At 60.2% G+C, this 25,405-nt stretch carries 30 protein-coding genes; 23 read left to right on the forward strand and 7 right to left on the reverse strand.

The features are described 5' to 3' along the window. The first annotated feature begins 2 nt into the window (after window positions 1-2). From DQ393_RS21870 to visR, 9 genes are all read left to right on the forward strand, one after another. Window positions 3-470: a chemotaxis protein CheW gene (locus DQ393_RS21870; RefSeq protein ID WP_112343796.1), complete on the forward strand. Its 468-nt coding sequence runs from the start codon at window positions 3-5 to the stop codon at window positions 468-470. After that, window positions 467-1,375, forward strand: coding sequence for a protein-glutamate O-methyltransferase CheR (cheR, locus tag DQ393_RS21875; RefSeq protein WP_112343797.1), 909 nt, complete (start codon window positions 467-469; stop codon window positions 1,373-1,375). The genes DQ393_RS21870 and cheR overlap by 4 nt, the downstream gene beginning before the upstream one ends. Continuing rightward, a complete protein-coding gene (gene cheB / locus DQ393_RS21880; protein ID WP_112343798.1) occupies window positions 1,372-2,415 on the forward strand; it encodes a protein-glutamate O-methylesterase CheB in 1,044 nt (347 codons plus the stop codon). Before cheR ends, cheB begins: the two co-directional genes overlap by 4 nt. Further along, a complete protein-coding gene (locus tag DQ393_RS21885; protein ID WP_004128537.1) occupies window positions 2,415-2,804 on the forward strand; it encodes a response regulator in 390 nt (129 codons plus the stop codon). The genes cheB and DQ393_RS21885 overlap by 1 nt, the downstream gene beginning before the upstream one ends. After that, window positions 2,801-3,355: a chemoreceptor glutamine deamidase CheD gene (gene cheD / locus DQ393_RS21890; RefSeq protein ID WP_112343799.1), complete on the forward strand. Its 555-nt coding sequence runs from the start codon at window positions 2,801-2,803 to the stop codon at window positions 3,353-3,355. Before DQ393_RS21885 ends, cheD begins: the two co-directional genes overlap by 4 nt. Window positions 3,356-3,371: 16 nt before the next feature. Then, window positions 3,372-3,761, forward strand: a complete 390-nt coding sequence (cheT, locus tag DQ393_RS21895) for a chemotaxis protein CheT (protein WP_112343800.1) — start codon at window positions 3,372-3,374, stop codon at window positions 3,759-3,761. 166 nt (window positions 3,762-3,927) lie between these two features. Then, on the forward strand, window positions 3,928-5,604 hold the full coding sequence (gene fliF / locus DQ393_RS21900) for a flagellar basal-body MS-ring/collar protein FliF (protein ID WP_112343801.1): 1,677 nt from the start codon (window positions 3,928-3,930) through the stop codon (window positions 5,602-5,604). A 523-nt stretch (window positions 5,605-6,127) separates the two neighbouring features. Beyond that, window positions 6,128-6,865, forward strand: a complete 738-nt coding sequence (gene visN, locus DQ393_RS21905; RefSeq protein WP_112343802.1) for a transcriptional regulator VisN — start codon at window positions 6,128-6,130, stop codon at window positions 6,863-6,865. 11 nt (window positions 6,866-6,876) lie between these two features. Beyond that, window positions 6,877-7,623 (forward strand): transcriptional regulator VisR, encoded by a 747-nt coding sequence (gene visR, locus DQ393_RS21910; protein WP_112343803.1) that lies wholly within the window; start codon window positions 6,877-6,879, stop codon window positions 7,621-7,623. Between the two features lie 165 nt (window positions 7,624-7,788). On the opposite strand, the gene DQ393_RS21915 is transcribed toward visR, so the two are convergent. The 6 genes from DQ393_RS21915 to motA form a co-directional block, all read right to left on the reverse strand. After that, the gene (locus DQ393_RS21915; protein ID WP_112343804.1) at window positions 7,789-8,229 is read right to left on the reverse strand and encodes a hypothetical protein; all 441 of its coding nucleotides are present in this window, start codon (window positions 8,227-8,229) and stop codon (window positions 7,789-7,791) included. A 5-nt stretch (window positions 8,230-8,234) separates the two neighbouring features. Then, window positions 8,235-9,314, reverse strand: a complete 1,080-nt coding sequence (flhB, locus tag DQ393_RS21920; protein WP_112343805.1) for a flagellar biosynthesis protein FlhB — start codon at window positions 9,312-9,314, stop codon at window positions 8,235-8,237. Between the two features lie 92 nt (window positions 9,315-9,406). Then, the gene (gene fliG, locus DQ393_RS21925; RefSeq protein ID WP_112343852.1) at window positions 9,407-10,450 is read right to left on the reverse strand and encodes a flagellar motor switch protein FliG; all 1,044 of its coding nucleotides are present in this window, start codon (window positions 10,448-10,450) and stop codon (window positions 9,407-9,409) included. A 49-nt stretch (window positions 10,451-10,499) separates the two neighbouring features. Beyond that, entirely contained in the window at window positions 10,500-11,030 is a 531-nt protein-coding gene (gene fliN, locus DQ393_RS21930) for a flagellar motor switch protein FliN (protein ID WP_112343806.1), read from the reverse strand. Window positions 11,031-11,098: 68 nt separating this feature from the next. Beyond that, on the reverse strand, window positions 11,099-12,046 hold the full coding sequence (locus DQ393_RS21935; protein WP_112343807.1) for a FliM/FliN family flagellar motor switch protein: 948 nt from the start codon (window positions 12,044-12,046) through the stop codon (window positions 11,099-11,101). Window positions 12,047-12,051: 5 nt separating this feature from the next. Further along, on the reverse strand, window positions 12,052-12,924 hold the full coding sequence (gene motA, locus DQ393_RS21940; protein WP_112343808.1) for a flagellar motor stator protein MotA: 873 nt from the start codon (window positions 12,922-12,924) through the stop codon (window positions 12,052-12,054). Between the two features lie 223 nt (window positions 12,925-13,147). Here motA and flgF point away from each other — a divergent pair, with 223 nt between their 5' ends. The 13 genes from flgF to fliP all read left to right on the forward strand — a co-directional run bounded on the left by flgF (window position 13,148) and on the right by fliP (window position 22,365). Further along, window positions 13,148-13,882, forward strand: coding sequence for a flagellar basal-body rod protein FlgF (gene flgF / locus DQ393_RS21945; protein ID WP_112343809.1), 735 nt, complete (start codon window positions 13,148-13,150; stop codon window positions 13,880-13,882). 11 nt (window positions 13,883-13,893) lie between these two features. Beyond that, window positions 13,894-15,279, forward strand: coding sequence for a flagellar protein export ATPase FliI (fliI, locus tag DQ393_RS21950; protein ID WP_112343853.1), 1,386 nt, complete (start codon window positions 13,894-13,896; stop codon window positions 15,277-15,279). Window positions 15,280-15,367: 88 nt separating this feature from the next. Next, window positions 15,368-15,910 (forward strand): flagellar protein, encoded by a 543-nt coding sequence (locus tag DQ393_RS21955; protein ID WP_432422013.1) that lies wholly within the window; start codon window positions 15,368-15,370, stop codon window positions 15,908-15,910. A 117-nt stretch (window positions 15,911-16,027) separates the two neighbouring features. Beyond that, window positions 16,028-16,420, forward strand: a complete 393-nt coding sequence (gene flgB / locus DQ393_RS21960) for a flagellar basal body rod protein FlgB (protein WP_112343811.1) — start codon at window positions 16,028-16,030, stop codon at window positions 16,418-16,420. 16 nt (window positions 16,421-16,436) lie between these two features. After that, window positions 16,437-16,853 (forward strand): flagellar basal body rod protein FlgC, encoded by a 417-nt coding sequence (flgC, locus tag DQ393_RS21965; RefSeq protein WP_112343812.1) that lies wholly within the window; start codon window positions 16,437-16,439, stop codon window positions 16,851-16,853. Next, window positions 16,850-17,200 carry a flagellar hook-basal body complex protein FliE gene (locus tag DQ393_RS21970; protein WP_112343813.1) on the forward strand — a complete coding sequence of 117 codons (351 nt, stop codon included), beginning with the start codon at window positions 16,850-16,852 and terminating at the stop codon, window positions 17,198-17,200. Before flgC ends, DQ393_RS21970 begins: the two co-directional genes overlap by 4 nt. Window positions 17,201-17,297: 97 nt before the next feature. Continuing rightward, window positions 17,298-18,086, forward strand: a complete 789-nt coding sequence (flgG, locus tag DQ393_RS21975; RefSeq protein WP_112343814.1) for a flagellar basal-body rod protein FlgG — start codon at window positions 17,298-17,300, stop codon at window positions 18,084-18,086. Between the two features lie 34 nt (window positions 18,087-18,120). Further along, the gene (flgA, locus tag DQ393_RS21980; protein ID WP_432422014.1) at window positions 18,121-18,606 is read left to right on the forward strand and encodes a flagellar basal body P-ring formation chaperone FlgA; all 486 of its coding nucleotides are present in this window, start codon (window positions 18,121-18,123) and stop codon (window positions 18,604-18,606) included. Beyond that, a complete protein-coding gene (locus tag DQ393_RS21985) occupies window positions 18,603-19,721 on the forward strand; it encodes a flagellar basal body P-ring protein FlgI (RefSeq protein ID WP_112343816.1) in 1,119 nt (372 codons plus the stop codon). The genes flgA and DQ393_RS21985 overlap by 4 nt, the downstream gene beginning before the upstream one ends. 47 nt (window positions 19,722-19,768) lie before the next feature. Beyond that, on the forward strand, window positions 19,769-20,257 hold the full coding sequence (locus DQ393_RS21990; protein ID WP_432422018.1) for a MotE family protein: 489 nt from the start codon (window positions 19,769-19,771) through the stop codon (window positions 20,255-20,257). Then, a complete protein-coding gene (gene flgH, locus DQ393_RS21995) occupies window positions 20,254-20,967 on the forward strand; it encodes a flagellar basal body L-ring protein FlgH (RefSeq protein ID WP_112343818.1) in 714 nt (237 codons plus the stop codon). Before DQ393_RS21990 ends, flgH begins: the two co-directional genes overlap by 4 nt. A gap of 151 nt (window positions 20,968-21,118) precedes the next feature. Further along, window positions 21,119-21,610: a flagellar basal body-associated FliL family protein gene (locus tag DQ393_RS22000; RefSeq protein WP_112343819.1), complete on the forward strand. Its 492-nt coding sequence runs from the start codon at window positions 21,119-21,121 to the stop codon at window positions 21,608-21,610. Continuing rightward, the gene (gene fliP, locus DQ393_RS22005; RefSeq protein WP_112343820.1) at window positions 21,607-22,365 is read left to right on the forward strand and encodes a flagellar type III secretion system pore protein FliP; all 759 of its coding nucleotides are present in this window, start codon (window positions 21,607-21,609) and stop codon (window positions 22,363-22,365) included. The genes DQ393_RS22000 and fliP overlap by 4 nt, the downstream gene beginning before the upstream one ends. A gap of 55 nt (window positions 22,366-22,420) precedes the next feature. On the opposite strand, the gene DQ393_RS22010 is transcribed toward fliP, so the two are convergent. Then, window positions 22,421-24,364 carry a glycosyl transferase gene (locus DQ393_RS22010; protein ID WP_112343854.1) on the reverse strand — a complete coding sequence of 648 codons (1,944 nt, stop codon included), beginning with the start codon at window positions 24,362-24,364 and terminating at the stop codon, window positions 22,421-22,423. Window positions 24,365-24,698: 334 nt separating this feature from the next. Between DQ393_RS22010 and DQ393_RS22015 the strand changes: the two genes are divergently transcribed. Further along, window positions 24,699-25,405: flagellin (locus tag DQ393_RS22015; protein ID WP_112343821.1), on the forward strand; the 707-nt coding region annotated here is incomplete at its 3' end.

Here is a 25,405-nt window from a genome sequence, read left to right on the forward strand (position 1 = left end):
TCATGTCCTATGCCGTCAAGAACCTGACCCAGGGAGCCCGCGAACTGATCGCCTTCCGCATTGGCGACCAGGAGTTCTGCGTCGATATCATGTCGGTCCGCGAAATTCGTGGCTGGACGCCCGCAACGGCCATGCCGCATGCGCCGGGCTATATGCTGGGCGTCATCAATCTGCGTGGCGCGGTCCTGCCGATCATCGATCTCTCCTGCCGGCTCGGCATGAAGCGCGCGGAGCCGACGGCACGGCATGTCATCATCGTCGCGCAGGTCAAGCGCAAGGTGGTCGGTCTTCTCGTCGATGCGGTGTCGGACATCCTGACCATCACCGACGACAGCATCCAGCCGACACCGGAAGTCTCCTCCGACCACGAGCGGCAGTTTGCGCGCGGCATCGTGGCGATCGATCGCCGCATGATCTGCCTGATCGAGCTGGAAGCCCTGTTCCCTGAAAGCGAAAGCGAGGCTGCATGAGCGCGATGGGAGCCATGGATTTCAAGGCGTCTCCGGACGAGGTGCTGGCGAGCGGCGAATATCCGCTGACACGGCGCGACCTCATGGAAATCGCCGCCATGATCTATGCGGATGCCGGCATTTCGCTCAACGAGAGCAAGGCGTCGCTGGTCTATTCGCGGCTGTCGAAGCATATCCGCGCGCTGGGCCTCCCCGGTTTCCGCGACTACTGTCAGCTGGTTTCCTCGCCGGCGGGAAGTGCCGCGCGCCGTGAGATGCTGTCGCATCTGACGACCAATTTCACACGCTTCTTCCGCGAAAACCATCATTTCGATCATCTGCGCGACGAGGTTCTGCCGGGCCTCCTGGCGCGCGCCAAGGCCGGTGGCCGGGTGCGTATCTGGTCGGCCGCCTGTTCCGACGGGCAGGAGCCCTATTCCATCGCGCTGACCGTGCTCGCCTTGATGCCGAATGTTGCGGACTTCGATTTCAAGATCCTTGCGACGGATATCGATCCGAAGATCCTCGGGCTTGCCCGCGCCGGTGCCTACGATGAAACGGCGCTCGAAACGATCTCGCCCGCCATGCGCAAGCAATGGTTTCAGGAGGTCAATCTCCAGGGCAGGCGCAAATTCCAGATCGACGACCGCGTCAAGCGGCTGATCACCTTCAACGAGCTGAATCTGCTGGCGCAATGGCCCTTCAAGGGCATGTTCGACGTCATCTTCTGCCGCAACGTCGTCATTTATTTTGACGAGCCGACGCAGATGAAGATCTGGTCCCGCTTTGCCGGCCAGCTGCATGACAACGGCCACCTTTATATCGGCCATTCCGAGCGGGTCTCTGGCGAGGCGAAGCACGTCTTCGACAATATCGGCATCACGACCTATCGCTATCTCGGCAAGAACGCGGGGAGGAAACCATGAACGCAGCTGCCCGTGTTCTCGTGGTCGACGATTCCCCGACCATGCGCGGCCTGATCACGGCCGTATTGCGCGCTGATCCGGACGTCGACGTCGTCGGTCAGGCCGGTGATGCGCTCGAGGCGCGCGCCGCCATCAAGGCTCTCAATCCCGATGTCGTCACGCTGGACATCGAGATGCCGAACATGAACGGCCTCGAATTCCTGGAAAAGATCATGACGCTGAGGCCCATGCCCGTCATCATGGTTTCCACGATGACGCATCGCGGCGCCGATGCGACGCTTGCCGCCCTCGAGATCGGCGCGTTCGACTGTGTCGGAAAGCCGTCGCCGGGCGAACCGCATCCTTTCGGCGACCTTGCGGATAAGGTGAAGGCGGCCGCCCGTTCCCAGCGGCAATATGTGAAGCCCGCCGCCCAGCGCGTGCCGCCGCCGGCCGTTTCGGATTTTCGCGTGGGACGCAAGATCGTCGCCATCGGCTCCTCCACCGGCGGGGTCGAGGCGCTGATCAATGTCCTGCAGAAATTCCCGGCCAACTGCCCGCCGACTGTCATCACGCAGCATATGCCGCCGACCTTCACGCGCAGCTTCGCGGAACGGCTGAACCGGCTCTGCGCGCCGGTCGTCCAGGAGGCGACCGATGGCGCAAGGCTGGAAATCGGCAAGATCTATCTGGCGCCGGGCGGCGAAAGGCATCTGCGGGTTGCCAATGCCTCGGCGCCTCATTGCCGTCTGGTGGACGGCGGGCCGGTGAACGGTCATCGGCCTTCGGTCGACGTGCTCTTTGATTCGGTTGCCGAATTGGCAGGCCGCAATGCTGTCGGCGTGATCCTGACCGGGATGGGGCGTGACGGCGCCGCCGGTCTCCTCAAGATGCGCCACGCCGGTGCGCGCACCATCGGCCAGAACGAAAAGACCTGTGTGGTCTACGGCATGCCGAGGGTCGCGCACGAGCTCGGCGCCGTCGAACAGCAGTTTCCGCTGAACGCCATTGGCGAGGAAATTTTGAAAATAACAGCCGCCCGAAAGGAAGGGAGCGAATAATGTCTCTAGCGGAGAAAATCAAAGTTCTGATCGTCGACGATCAGGTCACCAGCCGCCTGTTGCTGAGCGATGCTCTGACGCAGCTCGGCTTCAAGCAGATCACCGCCGCCGGCGACGGCGAGCAGGGGATGAAGATCATGGAGCAACAGCCGCACCATCTGGTCATCTCCGATTTCAACATGCCGAAAATGGACGGGCTCGGTCTGCTGCAGGCAGTCCGGACAAACCCGACGACGAAGAAGGCGGCCTTCATCATCCTGACGGCGCAGGGTGACCGCGCGCTGGTCCAGAAGGCGGCGCAGCTCGGGGCCAACAACGTGCTCGCCAAACCCTTCACCATCGAAAAGATGAAAGCTGCCATCGAGGCTGTCTTCGGAGCACTGAAATGATCGTCGAGGGTGCTGCCCGTCGCGTGCATATTATTCAGGGCGAGTACAAGGTCATCAGCGATCCCGACGTAGTGCTGACGACCATCCTCGGCTCTTGCGTGGCGGCTTGCCTGCGCGATCCCATCGCCGGCGTCGGCGGGATGAACCATTTCCTCCTCCCGGGAATGGCCACCTCGCCGATGAGCGGCGGCGACGCGACGCGCTACGGCGTGCACCTGATGGAACTTCTGATCAACGGTCTCCTGAAGAAGGGAGCGCGACGCGACCGGCTGGAAGCAAAAGTCTTCGGCGGTGCCAAGACGATCGCCACTTTCTCCAATGTCGGCGAGCAGAATGCCGTTTTCGCCATGCAGTTCCTGAAAGACGAAGGCATACCGGTCGTCAGCTCCAGCACGGGCGGCGAGCATGGACGCAAGATCGAATATTGGCCGATCTCCGGCAGGGCCAGGCAATACCCGCTGACCGGTGCGGAGACGCAGAAGACCGTCGCGCTGGAACAGCGTCCGGTCGTGGCTCCCAAGCCGGTCGACAATACGATCGAATTTTTCTGATCAGCGAGGCTACCGCATGACCCCCTTCCAGCACATTGAAACGCCCGCCATCGAGGAGACGCTTCCCGCCATCCTCCTGCGGGTCGTTTCCGAATTGCATGACGTCGCCTATCTGATCGAGCGCATCGAACCGCAGCTGCTCGATATCAGCGGTGCCGATATAATGGCCTCGCCGGAAGCGATGAAGGTCGTTCAGGGCATCGACCTTGCCGTGCAGAAGACCCGCGGCATCGCCGAATTCATCGATACGATCGCCGGGACCATGCCCGAGGGCTGGACGGTCGATCTGGCAACGGCGTTGAGCCTGGTCAAGCTGACGGAGATGCAGAAGGCGCTTGGCGGCGGTGGATCTCATGCGCATTCCCAGCCCATGGCGAAGGCTGCCGGCGATTTCGATTTCTTCTGATCCGGCGGCCGGCAGTAGATACTGTTTTTCTTATATAATCCTCATCGTTTCTTCCTGACTTTTTCCTGTTTTTCCAGCCGGACGAAACGTTCGCACAAGTTTCGATTTCTATTTTCTCCGCAGGGTACAAAGCCATCAGGTCTTTGACGAATCGTGCGAGAACAGAATGAATCTGTTAAATCAATTAGTTCCCCTGCTCCGGAATATTCAGAATCTGGGGAGAACGCGGCTGATGATCCTTGGGGGCGTCGGTGCTGTCTCCATGCTGCTGATCCTTTTTGCCGCCCTTTACGTCAATAAGCCCGCGCAGGAGACGCTTTATGTCGGCCTGGATACGACCGATCTCAACCAGATCAGCATCGCTCTCGCAGAGGCAAAGATCAATTTTCAGGTCGGCTCCGACGGCACGAGCCTGACCGTTCCGGCCGGCATGACCGGCAAGGCCCGCGCGCTGCTCGCCGAACGCGGTCTGCCCAATAGCGGCAATGCCGGTTACGAACTGTTCGATAATGTCGGTTCGCTCGGCCTGACCTCCTTCATGCAGGAAGTCACCCGCGTGCGCGCACTCGAAGGTGAAATCGGCCGCACAATTACTTCCATCGCCGGCATCAGTGCCGCGCGCGTCCATATCGTCATGCAGGACGTCGGCAATTTCCGGAAGGCGGATCAGAAGCCGACGGCATCCGTCATGATCCGCGCCAGTGCGGAAGCGGCCCGCAAATCCGCATCGGCGATCCGTCACCTTGTCGCCTCCGCCGTTCCAGGCCTGGAGGTCGACGACGTCACGATCCTCGACTCGACGGGCCAGCTGCTCGCATCGGGCGATGACCCGAGCAACGGCGTTCTGAACCGCAATCTCGGCATCGTGCAGAATGTACAGAGCGAAGTCGAATCCAACATCAACAAGGCGCTCGCACCCTTCCTGGGCACGGACAACTTCCGTTCGAGCGTCACGGCGCAGCTCAACACCGACAGTCAGCAGGTGCAGGAAACGACCTACGATCCGGACTCGAAGGTCGAACGCTCGGTCCGCACGGTGAAGGAAGCCCAGAAATCGCAGCAGAGCCAGCCCGACAGCGCCGCAACCGTGGAACAGAATATTCCGCAGGCGGCCCCGCAGTCCGGCGGCAACACGCCGACGTCGAACGATCAGTCGGACAAGCGCGAAGAGCAGACCAATTACGAGATCAACAGCAAGACCACGGCCACGACGCGTAACAGCTACAAGATCGAAAAGCTGTCCGTCGCCGTGGTGGTCAACAAGGGCCGCATCTCGCAGATGGTCGGCGAAGGCGCGGATCAGGCCAAGATCGATGCCTATATCGCCGAGATGCAGAAGATCGTCGCGACGGCCGCTGGCGTCGATACGAAGCGCGGCGACATCATCACCGTCAATGCGATGGATTTCCTCGACAACCAGCTGCTTGAGGAGGCATCTTCCAGCTTCAGCATCACGGACATGCTGAGCCGCAACATGGCCGGCATCATCAATTCGCTGGCCTTTGTCGCCGTCGCCTTCCTGATCGTCTGGATGGGCTTCCGTCCGCTGATCCGCTCGCTCGGCGGCTCCGCAAACAGCACGGCACTTCCGGAAGCGGCCGGGCTGGAGCTGCCGGACTTCGCACCTGCCGTGGGCGGTCCTGGTGCCGCGCTGATGGACGGCTTCGGCTCGGACTTCGGCTTCGACAGCACCGACGATCTGCTGACGATGGGCGACGATGGCGGCACCTTCAACCGCCGCGTCAAGGAAGGGCCGGAACGCCGCCTGTCCCGCATGGTGGAAATCAGCGAGGAGCGTGCCGCAAAGATCCTCAGAAAATGGGCTGTCGACCAGGCGGCCTAAGCAAAGGACCGGGATGCGCTCCCGGTCCTTTTTCGTTACGGGAATGCTGGCGCGTCAAGCTTGCCGATATTTGTCATTTCAACTGTGATCAATTAGCCGCTGCCAAGTAAATTGACGTTCTCGTAAGCTGGAATTTCCCGGGATATCCGGTTGCTGGGTAAAAAGAATCGACATACAAATAGTATGCCTTTTGCGTAATAGCCGTGTATTCGGAGCCAATCGGTCCTCGTTTCCGCGTTTCGCATGTTTAAAGCGTCTGCAGATTCCGGAGCGTGGAAAATCAGTTCATGGTTCGTAGATCGTGGTGGCGACGGTATAGGCCGGCACGATTGCCGACGTGGAATTCAAGGATGGGTACGCTCATCTACCCGCTTCCGCCGGGATGTGTTTGCGTCGCGGTAGAGAAGACCCAGTTTTGATGCCTCACGGAAAATCCATCGATTTCCTGGGGCGATGTGCCGGGTTCTGGCGAAACAATGCTCTCGTTGACGGCCATCGCCCAACAGCGGCAGGAAATGCAAGTATGGACATGCAGATATCGCAGGTGAGCAGAAGCGATAGGGATGCGCGATCAGTCGTGCCTGCCGGTTCCATGTCGCGCGAGCAGCTCATTCTGCAGCTGAATGCCGTTTCGGGCCAGGGCTATCTGCAAGCCGGCCTGCAGGCATTGACCAGCTACGCCGGTGCTTCCCATTATCTCCTCGTACGCTCCGATCTTATCCAGGAAAGTGGTCTCGATTTCGTCATTTCCTCTGATTGGCCCTTCGATCTCGTCAGACGCCTGGCGGTGGAACTGACCGGCAGTTATGGCCGCATCGGCGAGCTGGAAAAATGCATGTCGCTGTTTCAGCCGAGCGTGGCTCTCTTGCCTGATGATGTCACCCTGCCTGACGGAATTGGTCGGCAATATCATGTCCTGAGCTTCAATGTCGGGCGCACGCGTTTCTCGCTGCTGCTGCTGGCAGGTGAATCGATGATGCTTTCATCCGAGCGGCTGCGTGACGTCGGCCTGCTGTCCGGCTATCTCGCGAGCTCCACCCGATGCGTCGAAGGCAAGCTGGAGCGCGATTTCGACTTGACCGAGCGTGAGTTGGAATGCCTGTTCTGGATCGCCGAGGGCAAGACGAGCGACGAGATTGCCATGATTCTCGGAATCTCACGCAATACCATCAACAACTACATCACCAGCGTCATGCGCAAGACCGCCACCAAGACCCGCTCGGAGGCTATAGCCTTCGCGGTGCGAAACAATCTCGTTTAAGGGCTTACCGGATGCGCTATCAGCCAGACAGGATGACGGATAGGCCCGCCGAATCGCGGCTTACCCGTTCCGGCAGGATTTCCGGCCGCTCCGATCTCTTTCCGAAACTGGTGTCGATGCTGAAGCTGATCGATGCGCAGCATTTCGCCGTCTATCGCCTTCATGGCTCGGGCCTGCCGCACAAGCAGCGGCTGGTCTGCGAACTCGACAACTGGGGCTCGGCCAATTCCGTCGTCGGCAAATCCTTCGTGGAAGCCTATGGCGAAGCAATGATCGAGCATATCGACAAATCCCTGCTTCCGCTGATGTGGAATGGCCGCGATAGCGACAGCACGGCTGAAACGCCGGACTTTGCCGTTTTCACGCAGCGTCTGAAGCCGCATCTTCTGCCCTTCGCCGGCGTGGCGTTTCCGGTCCGGCTCGGCGCGGTCGGCAACGGCTATATCGTCTTTACGGCCAAGTTCATGGATCTCGCGAGCGAGATGATCGTCGAGCTGCATGGCCGCAGCTGCCAGATCATGATGGAGCTCCTGTCGCTGGATGAGCGGCGCTCGCAGGCCGCCGAGGCGTTGAGCGAGCGTGAGATTGCCTGCCTGCAGCTTGCCGGCGACGGGCGCATCAGCGAGGAGATTGCCGAGAAACTGGGATTGTCGGTCCACACCGTCAACGCCTATCTCGGATCGGCGACCATCAAGCTCGACAGCGTCAACCGTATCCAGGCGATCGCGAAGGCGATCCGCTTCGGCTACATAAGCTGAGACAGCGGCGCCTTAGGCATGATGCCGAAAAATGTGAGCGGTTTTCGGACGACATCATGCTCCGCTTCTTTGATTCCAGAGCGGATTCAGATTTTAGGTCGTTTCGACCTAAAATCATCCGGCTCCAGCGAATCACCTTTGCAGATTTCGAAATGATGAATCTTTTCAGACTGCGTGCGCGGCTTCGCCGCGAATGACGTAGCGAGCGTCTCTGAGGCTGCGTGCGAGCAGCGCCGTGTTTTCGTCCGGATCGGACGATGCCTTGTCGAAGGCGATATGATTGATCTCGATGCCGGCAAGGTGTTCCGTCAGCGCCAGCTTGGCATAGATGGTGACGCCCTGCGGCTTGATTTCCAGGTCGAGCGTGACCTCCGCCGGCCCGCCCCAATCGAGCTTGTAGTCCCCGCCAAGACCGAAATTGACAATGCCTGGAAGGAAATAGAGTTCGGCGGCCGAGGCTACGAGGTCACCAAGATTGCCGTATCGTTCGAAGCGCAGCAGGGAAATCAGGTCGGCTGCATCGAGCAGACGCAGCTCGCTGGCGACGGGGCTGATGGCTTCGGCTAGTATTTGTTCGCGTTGGGCAGAGTAGGGGCATTTTTTCATTCGGTTTATCGTACCCGTTTTCTATTCGGCTGCGCGGCGTAGACCCGATGGATGAGCTCGGCGACAGCCTTGTAAAATACTGACGGTATGACGCTATCAACCGAGACTTGCGCAAACATGGAGCGCGCGAGCGGCGGATCTTCGAAAACGGGAATATTGTTTGCCTCGGCTATCTCCCTGATCTTCAAGGCGATCAGGTCCTGGCCCTTGGCGACGACGACAGGCGCATCGTTTTCCGCTTGCACATAGCGCAGCGCAACGGCGAAGTGAGTCGGGTTGGCGATGACAAGAGTGGCGCGGGGCACCTGCTTCATCATGCGCCGGCGGGCCCGGTCGCGTGCGACCGAGCGCTGGCGCGACTTGACGATGGGGTCGCCCTGGGACTGCTTGTGTTCGTCCTTGACCTCCTGCTTGGTCATTTTCAGCTGGTCGAACCAGTGATAGCGGCTCCAGAGCAGGTCGGCGATGCCGACGATCGCGGTTGCCATCAACACGATGACGAGGATTCGCTGAACCACCGTCGACAGGCGCACGAAGATGGTCTGCGGATCGGAAACCATCGAATCGATCGCGTGGAAGAACTGGCCGCGCAGTACGAAAAACATGACAATGCTGACGAGCACGATCTTTGCGAGCGATTTGCCGAATTCAACCAGGCCGGTCGTGCTGAAGATACGCTTGAAACCCGACGTGGGCGATATGCGCGAAAACTGCGGCCGGATTCGCTCCAGGACAGGGGTTGGCAGATTCTGGAATATCGAGGCGCCGATGCCGAAGACGAAGAAAAGCACCACGGCCGGCAACACCATGTTTCCGGCTTCCCAGCCTATGCGGATGAATAGGGAGATCGCATCGGGACCCGTATCGAGCCGCCATTGATCCGGCTTTTCGAAGAGATCCCGCAATACCTCACCCACGCGCCCCATGCGCGTCGGCAGGAAGAAGGTGACGTAGATGACCGTTGCCAGCATGGAGGCAAAGAGCGTCGCCTCCCTGGAGTGGGGCACATTGCCCTTCTCGATGGTATCGCGGAGTTTTTTCTCCGTCGGTCGTTCTGTTTTACTGTCCTTGTCTTCGTCAGCCAAAGCAGCCGCCCTTTGCGCAACGGAAAGAGGCCGCGCATCATGCGCGGCCCATAGCTTGCCAGTCTATGACGTTTTCGCTGGCCGCGCCGCGTTTACGCTGCTTCTTCCACAGGCGTATTTTCTCGGGGCTTGAGCTCGATCTGGCCGGAATTGGCAAGACGGATGGCTTCCTGGGCGATGGCGCGCCGGGCGATGGCGATTTCTCGCGGATTGATGCCCGTATTGCCCATCTGCAGGTCTGATTCGATCATGCGGCGCTGCCGCGGGCTGATCGAGGACAGGACGATCTCGCGAATCTCGTTGCCGGACCCCCGCAGCGCCATCGTCAGGATGTCGGAGGCGATGTCGTTGAGCAGCAGCACGCGGCTCGGCTGCGGCATACGCGTGAGATCGTCGAAGAGGAAGATCTTCGGACGGACCTTCTCGACCGATTCCTTGTTGATTGATTCCAGCGAGCTCAGCAGGGTATCGACCTGCGGCTTGTCGAGCTCGTTCATCAGGTCGGCGACCTTCGTGGAGCCGGAAGTGTTGCGTTCGGCATCGATCTCGGCCATCAGCGCGAGCACGCGGTTGTCAATGATCTGGGCCGCCTTGGGACTGACGTCCTTGATATTGACGGTGCGGTTCATGACGTCTGCACGCTGGGCTTCGGGAAGCTGCAGCAGGATCTTCGCGCCGAAGGCCGAAGGCATCATGGACAGTACGTAGGCGATGGTCTGCGGATGTTCCCGCAGGAAGAACTTGGCGACGAAGACCGGATCGGCTTCGCCCAGACGATCCCAGATGGAGGTCTCGTACGCCTGGAACGCTGTGCGGCGGCCAAGCAGGCTATCGACCTCATCCGGCGTCAGACCCTCTTCGAGAATGCTTTCGATGGCCTTGGCGTTATCCATCAGGCCGGCGCCCTCGGTGAAGAGGTCTTCGAATTCCGCCACGAGCTGCGCCAGTTCGTCCGGCGGAATGAGCCGCAGTGATTGCGCCGAGGCGATGATCATCTGCAGCTCGTTCTGCGTGAAGTATTTCAACAACCGTCCTGCCACCTGCTTTCCCATAGCGAGAAGCACGGCCGCTGCTTTTTCAGTCTGAGTCAACGGTTTCTCGGCAATTGCGCCGCTGAAATCGTCAAAGTCCATCATGGTCTTCGTCTCCATCCCGCAGGGGGAGTGGGCTCATCCTGAGCCGGGTTCAGCTTTTCTTCGCGTTATAAATTTCAGTGAGCTTGATGCCGAATCTGGTGTCGTCATGGTCCAGAACGGTAATCTCGCCCCGGCCGATTTTGCGGCCGTTCACGGTAATCTCGACCGGCTCGCCGATCTTCTTGTCGAGCGCGATGATGGCGCCCTCGGCCAGGTTCATCAGGCCGGATACGGGCATGCGGCTGCTGCCGAGAACGATCTGGACGTCGATCGGGATGTCCATGATCAGGTCCATATTGGCGGCCAGTGCGCTGCCGGGAGCAGCAGGCGCCGCGGAAACGTCCGCGAAGTCACCACCGTCGAAGGCGGGCTCGGAATTGTCGTCGCCGAAATCGCCGAAGGTAGAAAGGTCGGTGCTTGTTTCCGCCCCGAACGTATCGGCGCCGAAGTCAGGCAGATCGCCGTCGCTATCCTTCTTCAGAACGCCGCGCAGACCGTCGATGGCCTCGTCCAGGGCGGCGTCGCTGCTTGAAATGTCCAGCGATTCCTCGCTGCTTTGCTTTGTCTTCTTCGTAGCCATGAAATCACTATTCCAGTTGAAACTTGCCTCAAGCTGCCGTGGGTGGGCGACCGACCACCTTCAGCTAGTCAATTCATCAGGTGTCGAAGAAGCTCGTCGTCGGAATTGACGTTATCCTTGACACGCACCGTATAATTTTCGCCAGAACGGCCGAATTCGCAGATGTAAAGGTCTTTGCTGTTGGCGCTGACTTCGACCCGGACGTCGCCGGTATTATCCATGAAGGGGATGACATCGCCGACCGCGAGCTTGGAAATGGTGTCGAGCGTCAGCGATTGCAGCCGGATGCGTGCCTCAAGCGTTACCTGCGAGCGGCGCACCTGCTCGCCGAGCTGATCCGACCATGCCTGGGAGGCCGCCGTCGGGTTCTTGGCGCGGGGCGCGCTCACGACAGTGCGCAGCAGATCGCGTTGCGGCACGATGATGACGATCTGGGACATCGATTTGCCGAGCGAGATCGTCATGGTGATCGCGGCTGCAAAATCATTTCCCTCGTCGCCGGCGGCCTTCGGGCGATCCTCGATATTGTAGGGCGGGTCGAGATAGGGCTCGAAGCCGCCGGGCGCATTGACGGCCGAGCGCAGCACATTGGCGATCTTGTCGAACACCATGACGGAAAGGTCGAGCTCGATGGCGGAAAGCGGCCGGGCCACCGCTGCTTCCATGTCTTCCGGGCGCGCACCGAGCATGTGTTCCATCAGCGTCATGATGAAGCCGGCACCGCAGCCGAGGACGAATTTCGGCGCCCAATTGCGCAGCGAGCCGTTGATGAGGGCATGGTTGCCGCCCAGCCCGGCGATCAGGTCGTTCATTGGGCCGGACTGGCAGCCGGCATAGGCGATGGTGATATCCAGGCCGGTCTCGCTCTTGATGATGTCGGGCAGGAATTCGGCATAGACCTGGGTGAAGGCTGCGCCGAGCTTGGCAAGCGTTGCCTGGTCGCCGAGATTGCCGGTAAGTCTGGCAAAGAGGGTGCGGTCCATCGTCTGTGCCTTGGAAGCGGATTGCGGGCTCATGATCGTCAGGCTGCCTTGCTTTCGCCGCCGGGGTTCATCATCTCCTGCTCGACGGCGTCGATCGAGGGACGTTCGTAGGAGGAGATGGTCTTGCGGCCATATTCGAGCGCAACCTGCGGCACCGATCCGTTCATGTAGGCGAGCAGCGTCTGCTTCACGATCACGTAGAGGCGATGCTGTTTGTTGCGTACCACCTTGATCTGCGAAACCAGCGGCGCGCAGACCGAATAGGACAGGATGATGCCGAGGAAGGTGCCGACCAGTGCCGAGCCGATGAGATGGCCGAGCACTTCGGGTGATTCGTTGATGTGGCTCATCGCCTTGATGACGCCGAGAACGGCAGCGACGATACCGATCGCCGGAAAGGAATCGCCCATGATCGTGATCGAGTGATAGGGCTTCATCTTGTCGTGCATCATGGTATCGAGTTCTTCATCCATCAGCGCCTCGATCTCGTGCGAGCGGGCGTTGCCGATGATGATGAGACGGACATAGTCGCAGATGAAGGCTGTCAGGTCCTTGTTCTTCAGGACCGTCGGCGCAGCCTTGAAGATCGTCGATTCATCGGGATTGTCGATATGGGCTTCGATCTCGTTGCGCGACTTGGTGCGCAGGTCGCGCATCAGGGCATAGAGCACGCCGAGCGTGTCGAGATAATCGCGCTCCTTCGGAACCGCATGCCGGAAGGCTTCCCCGAGCGCTCTGCCCGAATCCTTCACCACTTTCATCGGATTGGCCATGATGAAGCCGCCGAGGCCGGCGCCCGCGATAATGACAAATTCGAAGGGCTGGAACAGCGCTCCTACGTCTCCGCCCATAGCCATGAAGCTGCCTATGATGCAGCCGCAGGTCACTACAAATCCGATAATAATATTCATCGTCGGTCCACACCTGAACGTTGCTTCATATGATGAACTAGGGGAGCTGCCTTGCGTGAGGCTGTTCGATGGGGCCGTTGACGCGCTTTTTGCCTTGTCAGCTTCGCACAAGCCAAGCCCTGCAGGATGATGGGTAAGGGCATCCATGCCCCGCTAACGAAATGTAGGAGCGCCGGTGGCGTTTCCTTTCCCGTTATTCTCCAATGTCCGGAGGGCGTTGAAAATGCAGTCTGGTATCTATGTCGCGCTATCGTCCCAGATGGCGCTCGAGCGGCGCTTGACCACGATCGCCGATAATTTGGCCAACGTGAACACGACGGGCTTTCGTGGCACCGAGGTCAAGTTCGATCAGGTCCTCAGCAATACCCAAAACAAGCTCAACGCCAAGGTCGCCTTCGTCTCGCAAGGCAATGATTACCTCTCCACCGACAATGGCGAACTTCAGAATACCGGCAATCTCTTCGATTTCTCGGTCAAGGGCGATGCCTATTTCGGCCTCAACACGCCGGCGGGCCTGGTGATCACACGCGACGGCCGTTTCACCATGACCGACAGCGGTGCGCTGGTCTCCACGCGCGGCTTCCCCGTGCTCGATCCCGGCGGCGCCCCGATCCAGCTCGATCCGGCGGGCGGCGCTCCGGCCGTTGCATCGAACGGCGTGATCACACAGAACGGCCGGACCATGGGTCAGATCGGCCTCTACAGCGCCGATGTCGGCAAGGGCTTCCTGCGCTACGAAAACAGCGGCATCCTGCCGACCGATACGCCTCAGCCTGTCATCGATCGTTCGAATATCGGCATCGCTCAGGGTTATCTGGAAAACTCCAACGTCAACGGCATGCGGGAAATGACCAACCTGATCGAGGTCAGCCGCGCCTTCGACAATATCAGCACGCTTACCAGCAGCAGTGAAGGCACGCTTACCGACGCCATCAAGACCCTCGGCGGCAGCCAGTAAAGGGGCGGATGATGGTCGAGGATCGGTTGCCGGAGGGCGCGATGTCGCCGAAGCTTTCGCATATGGCCGCTCTGGCGGGCCAATATGCGATGGCGGAGAATGCCGTGGCCCATGGCGGTCATGTGCGCACCATCGCCGCCGGGCACTATACCGTCGCGGGCCTCTCCAGGCAGGTGCGTCTCGGCGATTTCGTCGCGCACCGTTCCCAGACCGGCATCCATCTCGGCGAAGTCGTCCGCGTGGAGCCGGAGCTCACCTATGTCTGTCCGATCGAGCCGGGCGAGCCGATCGGTATCCAGGATACCATCATCCGCAAGGGTGCCTTCCGCATCGCGCCCGACAATAGCTGGTGCGGCCGCACGATCAATTCGCTGGGCGAGCCGATCGACGGGCTCGGGCCGCTGACGGCGGGTCTTGAATCGCGCTCGATCTCCAATACTGCCCCGCCGTCCATGACGCGCAAGCGTGTCGAAACCGGCTTCAAGACCGGCGTGCGTGCCATCGATATCTTCTCGCCGCTCTGCCTTGGCCAGCGCCTGGGTATCTTTGCCGGCTCCGGCGTCGGCAAATCGACGCTGCTGTCGATGCTGGCGAGAGCGGAAGCCTTCGACAAGGTGGTGATCGCGCTCGTCGGCGAGCGCGGCCGCGAGGTGCGCGAATTCATCGAGGATACGCTGGGTTCGCATATGCAGAAATCGGTGGCGGTCGTCGCGACGAGCGATGAAAGCCCGATGCTGCGCAAGATGGCGCCGCTTTCGGCGATCACCATCGCCGAGCATTTCCGCGATCAGGGCGACAATGTGCTGCTGATCGTCGATAGCGTCACACGTTTCGCCCATGCCATTCGCGAGGTGGCGACCGCATCCGGCGAGCCGCCGATCGCGCGCGGCTATCCGGCCTCGGTCTTCACCGAGCTGCCGCGCCTTCTCGAGCGGGCCGGCCCGGGACCGGAGGGCACCGGCACGATCACAGCCATCATTTCGATCCTGGTCGATGGCGACAATCACAACGATCCGATCGCTGACTCCACCCGCGGCATTCTCGACGGCCATATCGTTCTCCAGCGCAGCCTTGCCGAGGAAGGCCGCTACCCGCCGATCGATCCCCTCGCATCCGTATCGCGTCTCGCCCGCAAGGCCTGGTCATCCGATCAGGAAAAACTGGTGTCCCGGCTGAAGGCGCTTGTGCATCGCTACGAGGAAACGCGCGATCTGCGCCTGATCGGCGGCTATCGCCAGGGCAGCGACCCCGATCTCGATATCGCGGTGCGCCAGGTGCCGATCATCTACGACATCCTGAAGCAGACCCCGGGCGAAGAGCCTTCGGCGGATGCCTTCACCGATCTTGCCACCGCTCTCAGGAATGCCTCGAGCGGCGTTCCGGTCAGGGGCAAGTGATGATCATCAGCAAGCTCAGAGCGATTTTTCCTTGCCCGCATCCAGCCGGGTATCGCCGAAATTCGTGCCGAAAGAGGGGCCAGAAGTGATGGAATCCGACTCAGACGATCCGGTCGCCCCACCGAAGCAGGCGAGAAGGCGAACCGTTGCGGATAGGGCGCTGGCCTTTACGGGGCTGGCGCTTGCCGGCGCCTCGGCCTTCTTTCCCTGGTACGTCTTTCTCAATCCGGACAAGTTCGGCATTCACATCGCCGAAGGCGAGCGCACCCGCGATCTGCCGAATTGGCCCAGCCGCGAGATCGTCAGCGTCTCGCCGCTCGCCATAACCAACAAGAACCCGAGCGCGCCGAAGGATCTTATTTCCGATCCGCTGACGACGGCGACGGTCAGCAATGCCGGACGCGAGGACGACCGGGGGGAGCCGGCCGACCAGCAGCCGCTCCCCGGCAAGTCCCCGTTCCACCTGCTGCACGTCGCAAATGGCCGAGCGCTCATCGAGGACGATACCGGCATGTATGTCGTGCGGGTCGGTTCGGTTCTGCCCGACAGCAGCCGGCTGGCTTCGATCGAACAACGAGACGGAAAATGGGTCATCGTCACGTCGGCGGGCGATGTCTACGGCAACAATTGAAAAGCCGAAAACGCCGAAGTTTCAGGCATTTCGAAGACCTTTACAGGAACGCATTTCCCGCAAGTCCCACGCAAGATTATCCCGCTAGGTTTCTAGTGTAAGAACGGAGAGAAGGCCATGCAACCCATACAGCTCTTTGACCTGGCCTCGCGGCAAGCCGAGTGGCTTCAGGTGCGCCAGGAGGTTGTTGCCGGCAATATCGCCAATGCCAATACGCCGAAATATCGCGCCAAGGACGTGACGCCGTTCCAGGCCGTTCTGGATAATCAGAACGTCAACATGGTCCGGACCAATCCGGCGCATCTTTCGGGAAACGAATTCAGCACGAGCGGCAACGTCAACGTCGAGGAAGCTCCGCTCGCCCAGGAAATCGGCGTCCAGGAATCGGGTAACACCGTCGGCCTGGAAGACGAGCTTGCCAAGGCCGGTGACATCAAGCGCCAATACAGCTTGAACACCGCGCTCATAGGCTCCTTTCATCGCATGATGTTGATGACCGTAAAACAATAGATGAAGTGAAGATGCCATGGACCCCTTATCAGCCGCATTGAAAATTGCAGGCTCCGGCCTGGAGGCTCAATCGACTCGTCTGCGAATCGTCTCCGAAAATATCGCCAACGCCCGATCGACGGGCGATACGCCCGGCGCCGATCCCTACAGGCGCAAGACGGTGACCTTCGGCGCCGAACTGGATCGCGCCAACGGCCTCACCACTGTCGGTGTCAAGAAGCTTGGTGAAGACACGGGCAAGTTCGTCGAAGAATACGATCCCGACAATCCGGCGGCGGATCAGAAGGGCTACGTCAAGATGCCCAACGTCAATATTCTCGTCGAAATGGCCGATATGCGCGAAGCCAATCGCTCCTACGAAGCCAATCTGCAGACGGTCCGGCAGGCCCGTGATCTCATCTCCTCCACTATTGATCTGCTGAAGAACCAATGATCGACACGATTAAGAATGTAGCCTCCATCTCGGCGACCCGCGGCCTCGGCAGCATCGCCACGGATCTGACCTCCGCCGCCTCCAGCGCGATGAATGCCTCGCCGGCCGTCGCCATGGGAGCGGATGCCGGAATGAGCTTCGCGTCGGTCATGTCGAACGTTGCGAAGGATTCCATCAATTCGCTGAAGGAAGCGGAAGGCGCCTCCTTTGCCGGTATCAAGGGCACGATGAGCACCCGCGAGGTGGTCGACAAAGTCATGCAGGCCGACCAGACCCTGCAGACCGCAATCGCTCTGCGCGACAAGGTCGTCTCAGCCTTTCTCGATATCACGAAGATGCAGATATAGAGCGGGCTTCCCCGTTCTAATTACCTGATTTGGCGAGAGTCTTTCACGAGCCCTTCCATGGCTTCGAAGGTTCCGCCCTAGATTCAAGGACGAAAGCATGAGAGCGCTCGCAATCGCCGCGACGGGCATGGATGCCCAGCAGACCAATCTCGAAGTAATCGCGAACAACATCGCGAATATCAATACGACGGGTTACAAGCGCTCGCGCGCCGAGTTCTCCGACCTTCTCTATCAGACGGAGCGTGCCAAGGGGATCGCCAACAGGCCGAACCAGGCGGTGGTGCCGGAAGGCGCCAATATCGGTCTCGGCGTGCAGACGACCGCGGTGCGCAACATCCAGATCCAGGGCGAGCTGTCGCAGACGCAGAACGATCTCGACGTCGCGCTCGTCGGCCGTGGCTGGTTCCAGATCAAGATGCCCGACGGCACGACCGCCTACACCCGCGCCGGCTCCTTCAACAAGAGCGATACCGGTCAGATCGTCACGCCGGATGGCAATGTGCTGGAGCCGGGCATCACTGTCCCGAACAATGCCAGCAAGCTCACCATCAGCCAGTCCGGCGAGATATCCGCGATCATCGGCACCGCGACGACGCCGACCGTGCTTGGCCAGCTGCAGATCGCCAATTTCGTCAATGAAGCCGGCCTGCAGCCGATGGGAAGCAATCTCTTCGTTCAGACGCCGGCTTCCGGCGATCCGGTCGTTTCCGATCCGAACGAGAACGGCTTTGCCTATATGAAGCAATACTATCTGGAATCGTCGAACGTCGATCCGGTCAAGGAAATCACCGATCTGATCACGGCGCAGCGCGCCTATGAGATGAATTCCAAGGTCATCACGACGGCCGACGAAATGGCGCAGATCGTCAGCAAGAACCTGAAGTAGCAAGAGGGACGGGCCGAACATGAGGTTTCGCCGGATGAAAAGCTTAGCAATGGCATGGTTCGCCGCGGCGAGCCTTTCCGTCGTATTTGCTTCGGCCATGCCCGCCCGGGCTGTCAGCGCCGATGGTTCCGCGCTCGGTACCGCCGTGGTGCCGACCGAGACGATCTATCCGGGCGATATCATCAGCAGCGGTCAGCTCGAAGAGGTCGAGGTCACCAATCCCAATCTGAGCGGTGATTACGCCAAGCGGCTTCGCGACGTCACGGGATTGGTATCGAAGCGGACGCTTCTTCCCGGCCGCACGATTTCGGTTTCCGCCCTGCGCCAGCCCTATGCTGTGACGCGCGGTTCCAATGTCCGCCTGGTGATGAGCATGGGCAGCATGACGATCACGGCGGCAGGCACGCCGCTGGATGATGGCGCCGTCGGCGACAGTGTGCGCGCCCGCAACATGGATTCGGGCATCATCGTCAACGGCACCGTCCTTCAAAACGGCACGATCCGCGTGGTCGCGAAATGAAACGGCTTCGTCAATTTCTCGCAGTCCTTTTCGCATTGCCGAGCCTGATCGTGGCCGATCCGGCCCTCGCGATGCAATCGCGCATCAAGGATATCGCATCGCTGCAATCCGGCCGCGACAACCAGCTGATCGGCTATGGTCTGATCGTCGGCCTCCAGGGAACGGGCGACGGCCTGCGTTCCTCGCCATTTACCGAGCAATCCATGCGAGCGATGCTGCAGAACCTCGGCATCTCGACCCAGGGCGGTCAATCCGCCGCGAAGAATACGGCCGCCGTCATGGTAACGGCGAACCTGCCGCCCTTTGCAAGCCCCGGCAGCCGCATCGATGTGACGGTGAGCTCGCTCGGTGACGCGTCGTCGCTGCGTGGCGGCACGCTGATCATGACCTCGCTGAGCGGTGCGGACGGGCAGATCTATGCCGTGGCGCAGGGCTCGGTCATCGTCTCCGGCTTCCAGGCGCAAGGCGCCGCCGCAACGGTGACCGAGGGCGTCACGACGGCCGGCCGCGTGCCTGGCGGCGCGATCATCGAGCGGGAGCTGCCGTCTCGCTTCAAGGATTCCGTCAACCTGGTCCTGCAGCTGCGCAATCCCGACTTCTCCACCTCGATCCGTATTGCCGACACGGTCAATACCTGGGCGACCTCGCGTTTCGGCGCACCGATCGCGGAGGCGAAGGATTCGCAGGAAGTGACGGTCGCCAAGCCGAAGATGGCGGATCTGACGCGGCTGATGGCCGATATCGAAAACCTCAATGTCCAGACCGATACGCCGGCCAAGGTTGTCATCAACGAACGCACCGGAACGATCGTCATCGGCGCCGATGTCCGCGTCTCGCCGGTCGCCGTCAGCTATGGAACGCTGACCGTGCAGGTGAGCGAGAATCCGCAGGTGATCCAGCCGGAACCTTTCTCCGACGGACAGACCGCCATCCAGGATCAGACCGATATCACCGCCACCAAGAGCGGCGGCCGTGTCGCAGTACTGGAAGGGCCTGACCTGAAGACGCTGGTCTCCGGCCTCAACAACATCGGCGTCAAGCCGGACGGCATCATCGCCATCCTGCAAGGCATCAAGTCGGCCGGCGCCCTGCAAGCGGAGCTCGTGCTGCAATGATCCTGACCGTCATCGCCAGAAGAATACTGGTAGCCTGCAGTCTCGCAATGGGCGCCATGATGCTGGTGCCGCTAGACGTGGCTTCGGCGCAGGAAGCGCCGAAACCCGCCGATCCCGCTTCCAGCCAGGATGAGATCCGGCAGTTCTGCACCAATATTGCCGATCCGGCCCGCGATCAGCGCTATCTGCTGCAAAAGCAGGAGCTGGAACAGCTTCGGACCGACATCGACCAGCGCATCGCCACCATGGACAAGCGCAAGGCCGAATACGAGGACTGGCTGAAACGCCGCGACGATTTCCTCAAGACCGCCGATCTCGGCCTGGTCGATATCTATAAGAACATGAAGCCGGATGCGGCGGCGGCGAGCCTCAACGACGTCAAGACCACGATTGCCGCTGCGATCATCATGAAGCTTTCGTCGCGCCAATCGAGCCTGATTCTTGCGGAGATGGATGCGAAGAAGGCGGCCGTCATCACCAATATCATCGCCAGCGCATCCGACCCGAATACATCGAAGTCGAAGGACCCCTCATGAACACGCGTCTTACGGCCGCCTGCGCAATCGTCGTCTTTCTAGCCGGTTGCCAGTCGCAGGCCCTCAGGGAAATCGGCAGGGCGCCTGCCATGAGTCCGATCGGCAGCGGCCTGCAATATGCGCAGACGCCGCAGATGCTGCAATATCCGAAGCGGCCGCATCAGGTTGCGCAAGGCTATTCGCTCTGGAATGATTCGCAGGCGGCCCTCTTCAAGGACGCGCGCGCGCTTAATGTCGGCGACATCCTGACCGTCACGATCCAGATCAACGACAAGGCGAACTGGGACAATGAGACCAATCGCAGCCGCACGAACAAGAGCGATATGAACTGGGATATCTCGGCCAAGATCTTCGGCTGGAGACCCGCCACCAACGCTGACGCGACCTCGGGCTCCGACACCAGCACCGACGCCAAGGGCAAGATGCAGCGCTCCGAGCAGATCAACCTTCTGGTCGCCGCCGTCGTGACCGGCATTCTCGAAAACGGCAACCTGATGATCAGCGGCTCGCAGGAAGTCCGCATGAACCAGGAAATCCGCATTCTGAACGTTGCCGGCATCGTGCGGCCTCAGGACGTCACCGCGGATAACACGATTTCCTACGACAAGATCGCCGAGGCCCGCATCTCCTATGGCGGACGCGGTCGTTTGACGGAAATACAGCAGCCGCCGCGAGGCCAGCAGGCCGTGGATCTGCTGTCGCCGCTCTGACGGCTGACGATATCGGCTGGTGCCGGATGATCTCAGGTCGACTCGGCCTAAAATCTGAATCCGCGCCAGTATAAAATAGCGAGAGCATGATGCCGAGGATTGCCGACATTTTTCGGCATCGTGCTCTGCCAGACAACGGACGGATAGGGACATGGCAGCCACAGACGAATCGGCAAAGGGCAAGGGATCGCCGCTGATCATGACGATCGTCGGACTTCTGCTGCTGACCGTTCTTGGCGGCGTTGGCGGCTGGGTGCTTGGAACCGTCGTCGCGCCGAGGATCAAGGCCGCTACCGCTGCCGTACAGAAGACGATCCTGGCCGCCGGTGACAGCAAGCAGGCGGCCGCCGCAGCACAAGCGAACGGTATCGTAGCGCTCGACCCGATCACCACCAATCTTGCCTACCCGTCGCAGAGCTGGGTAAGACTGGAACTCGCCCTGGTCTTCAAGGGGCCTGCGGATGCTCAGCTCGCCCAGGCGATCCATCAGGATATTCTTGCCTATATCCGCACGGTTTCCCTGCAGCAGATCGAGGGCGCGCGGGGACTGCAATATCTTCGGGATGACATTCAGGAGCGTGTTGACCTGCGCTCGGAAGGACGAGTATCGAAAGTTATGTTCAGAACTTTCGTGATCGAATGATTCGATTAATACTTGCCCTATCTATATTAGTGATTTCTGTATTGTCGCCTGAACTGGCGATGGCGCAGCAATTGTCGCAACAGCTTCCCACCGATCTTCTGAATGCTCCGGTCAACGGCTCTGTCGCCGCCTGGATCATCCGCACGTTCGGGCTCCTGACGATCCTTTCGATCGCGCCGGGCATCCTGATCATGGTGACGAGCTTTCCGCGCTTCATCATCGCGTTTTCGATCCTGCGCACCGGCATGGGCCTATCGTCGACGCCGTCGAACATGATCCTTCTGAGTCTCGCCCTGTTCATGACCTTCTATGTCATGTCGCCGACCTTCGATCAGGCGTGGAAGGATGGCGTGCAGCCGTTGCTTGCCAATCAGATTTCGGAGGCCGACGCCGTGCAGCGCATCGCCGAGCCGTTCCGCACCTTCATGTCGAACAATACGCGCGACAAGGATCTGAAGCTTTTCGTCGACCTGGCGCAGGAGCGCGGCCAGACGACCGTAGTCGACAACAAGATCGATTATCGCGTCCTGATTCCGGCCTTCATGATCTCGGAGATTCGGCGCGGCTTCGAAATCGGCTTCCTTGTGGTCCTGCCGTTTCTGGTCATCGATCTGATCGTGTCGACCATCGTGATGGCCATGGGCATGATGATGCTGCCGCCGACCTCGATCTCGCTGCCATTCAAGATTCTCTTCTTCGTGCTGATCGACGGCTGGAACCTTTTGGTCGGCAGCCTGGTCCGCTCTTTCCACTGAAAAGACAGGAACGAAGCGATCGCCGGAGGTTTGCGGCTCCGCCGATCGCTGGGCTTTATTCGGCCGCGATCGCCGCCGAGCTCTGGTCTTCTTCCATAAATGCTTGCGCGCGCATGGGCAGCGCTGGGACGTCCATATGGTCGGGTGCGAGACCCTGCTTGGCCCGGTCCACCATCATCTCGAAGGCCGCCTCCAGATGGCGTGTGAAGCGCTCGGCGTCGAAGAGCGGTTTGATGTAGCGGTTGGCGGCCAGCGTCTCCTTGAACTGCGCAATGCGTTCCGGCTGGCTGGCGAGCTGCACCGCCATATCTTCGTAGGCTTGAAGGTCCTCGGCGACCAGCTCCGGCACACCGATGGCGTTCAGCAGGCTTTCGCTGACGCGCGAGGCGAAGTTGGTGCCCTTCATGGTGAGAACCGGCAAACCGCCCCATAGCTGCTCGGACGTGGTCGTATGGCCATTGACGGGGAAAGTATCCAGGCCGAGATCGGCAAGCTGCTGGCGATCGATGTGATCCTCGTAGCGAATGCGTGTGGTAAAGACGACCCGCTTGCGGCTGATGCCACGCGCTTCCAGACGTGCCCAGAGATTGGCCTCTGCGCGCGGGCCGTTACAGAGCAGCCAAAGCACGCTGTTCTTGGTGCGCTTGAGGATATTGCACCACACGTCGACCATCTGTGAGGTGATCTTGCGGTTGCCGTTGAAGGAGGCGAAGACGAAGGCGTCTTCGGGAAGCTTGTGCTGCGCGCGGGTCGTCGGCCGCGGCTTCGGGCGGTTGAGCGGATCGTTCGGCTGGTAGCATTCGGGCAGGCGGCAGAACTTCTCGTGGAAATGCGGCTTCGAATGATCTGGAAGGACATAATGGTCGCCGACGATGTAATCGAGGTCGATGTTGATCACAGAGCCCGGAAAACCGAGCCAGGAAACATGGATCGGAGCTGCCATATGGTTGAGGATAACCGCGCGGCTTCCTTTGGTGTGTCCCTTGAGATCGACGAGAATGTCGATGTTCCGGGATCGGATCTCCGCTGCCGCGCCCTGGTCGGACAGACCGCGAACGTCGACCATCGTTCCCCATTTCTGATGATCGAACCCTTGTTCCTTCTGGGAAGCGAGATCGGAATGGTCGAAAAGGGTGATCTCGAACCGATCCCTGTCGTGCAGCTCCAGGGTCCGCTGCATCAGCTTCATCGTCGCGTGGCCAGGCCAGAAATCGGACGAGAGATAGCCGACGCGGATCTTGTTGCTCCATGTGTGTGGCAACTTGCGACGAGCCTCGGCAAGGCCGGGGGGCAAGGGTTTTGTGTCGTGGATCGCATGCTTGTTAATTGCTTCATCGCCACACCAATGCAGGTGGAAGAAGGGATTGTCCGGGATCACGTAGGAGAGATTGCCCTCTGCCAGTGCGGCTGTGATCGGCGGCATGTACCTGTCGACAACCGCGAGGTCGGATATTTCTCGGGCGAAGATCAGATGGAGTATGCGAGCGATGCTGCTGTCGGGATGTTTTTTGAATAGCGTCGCAACAAGGTGCCGGTTGCTTTCGTCGTAGAGATCGTCGGTGAGCAGTTTTGCTGCCATGAGCCGATGCTTGAGCTCCGGTCCCTCGACCAGTACCGTCTTGAAGCCGCTCACGAGTTCTTTCTGCTCTCGGCTCAGGAAAATGCGGGCGAGGATGAAGGCAAGCTCCGGGTCCTTGAACGCCATTGGAAGGATCAGGTTGCCGACCGCGAGAGCCTGATCGTCATTGCCGCAATCGCTGTGAAGCAGCAGCGCCTCGCGAAGATAGTCGTCGCGCTGCGGCTTCTGCCGGCCCGCCAGCTCATAGGCACTCGCCGCATCCGATCTGAACCCGAGTTTGAGCAGTGTTTTTGCCAGCAACGCATAAGTCTTGGGCGATCTGTCGACGTTAAGCAACTCGTTCAGCGTTTCGAGTGCGCGCGTATATTGCCCCTTTTGATAGAAGCCCGACGCTGTCACAAAGGCATTTTTCGTATTCACGAGCGAGAACTCCAAGCGATATGTTGGCCGGCTCTCGGTCAAGGTCGAGGCCCCGGCATCATGGATTCGCCTGATGATCCCTTACGTAGCTTGCCTGAAACCGAAGCAACGGTTGAAAGCGCCTTTACGCATTGTTAGCCACGTTCAGGACAGGCGGTTTCCGGTGGCCCCGCGTTTAAGAAATTGGCAAGCAATGGGTGCGACCTTCCTCGCAACATGACGGGTTTGGTCCTCCAGGAAAATGGATCGAGGGGCATGAAGCTGCTCCGTCATCGCCGGTATTTCCAGTCCGGTATGTCCTCCTTTCGTATCCAGTTTCCAGGGGACACACTCAATGACCAGCATTATCACCAACAATTCCGCAATGGCCGCTCTCCAGACGTTGAAGAGCATCAGCGGTAACCTGCAGGACACGCAGAACGCCGTGTCTTCCGGCCTGCGCATCTCCAAGGCTTCCGACAACGCCGCTTATTGGTCGATCGCCACCAGCATGAAGTCCGACAACGGCGCCATCGGCGCAGTTTCCGACGCTCTCGGCCTCGGCGCCGCCAAGGTTGATACCGCTTCGACGGCCGTCACCAGCGCCATCGACATCGTCGGCCAGATCAAGGACAAGCTTGCCACCGCCATGGAAGGCTCGGTTGACAAGAAGGCTGTTCAGGAAGAAATCGGCCAGCTGCAGCAGCAGCTGCAGAGCGTCGCCCAGTCGGCTTCGTTCAACGGCGAAAACTGGGTCATGGCTGCGAGCGGTGGCTCCGCTTCGGTCGTCTCGTCCTTCATCCGCGGCACCAACGGCACCGTTTCGGTCAGCACGACCTCCTACGCCTTCAACGCCGGCGCAACCGGCAACGTTCTGTTCGGCTCGAGCGGCGGCACGATCGACACGACCTCGGGCATCCTGGGTACGTCGGATGCGTCGGTTGGCGCTTCGGTCTTCAGCCTCGACATCTCCAGCATGACGAGCGGCCAGATCTCCAGCGCCCTGAACATGGTTCAGACCGCTCTGAACTCCATGACCAGCCTCGGCTCGAAGCTGGGCTC

It is taken from the genome of Martinezella tropici, from assembly GCF_003287875.1.
Classification (GTDB): domain Bacteria; phylum Pseudomonadota; class Alphaproteobacteria; order Rhizobiales; family Rhizobiaceae; genus Rhizobium; species Rhizobium tropici_C.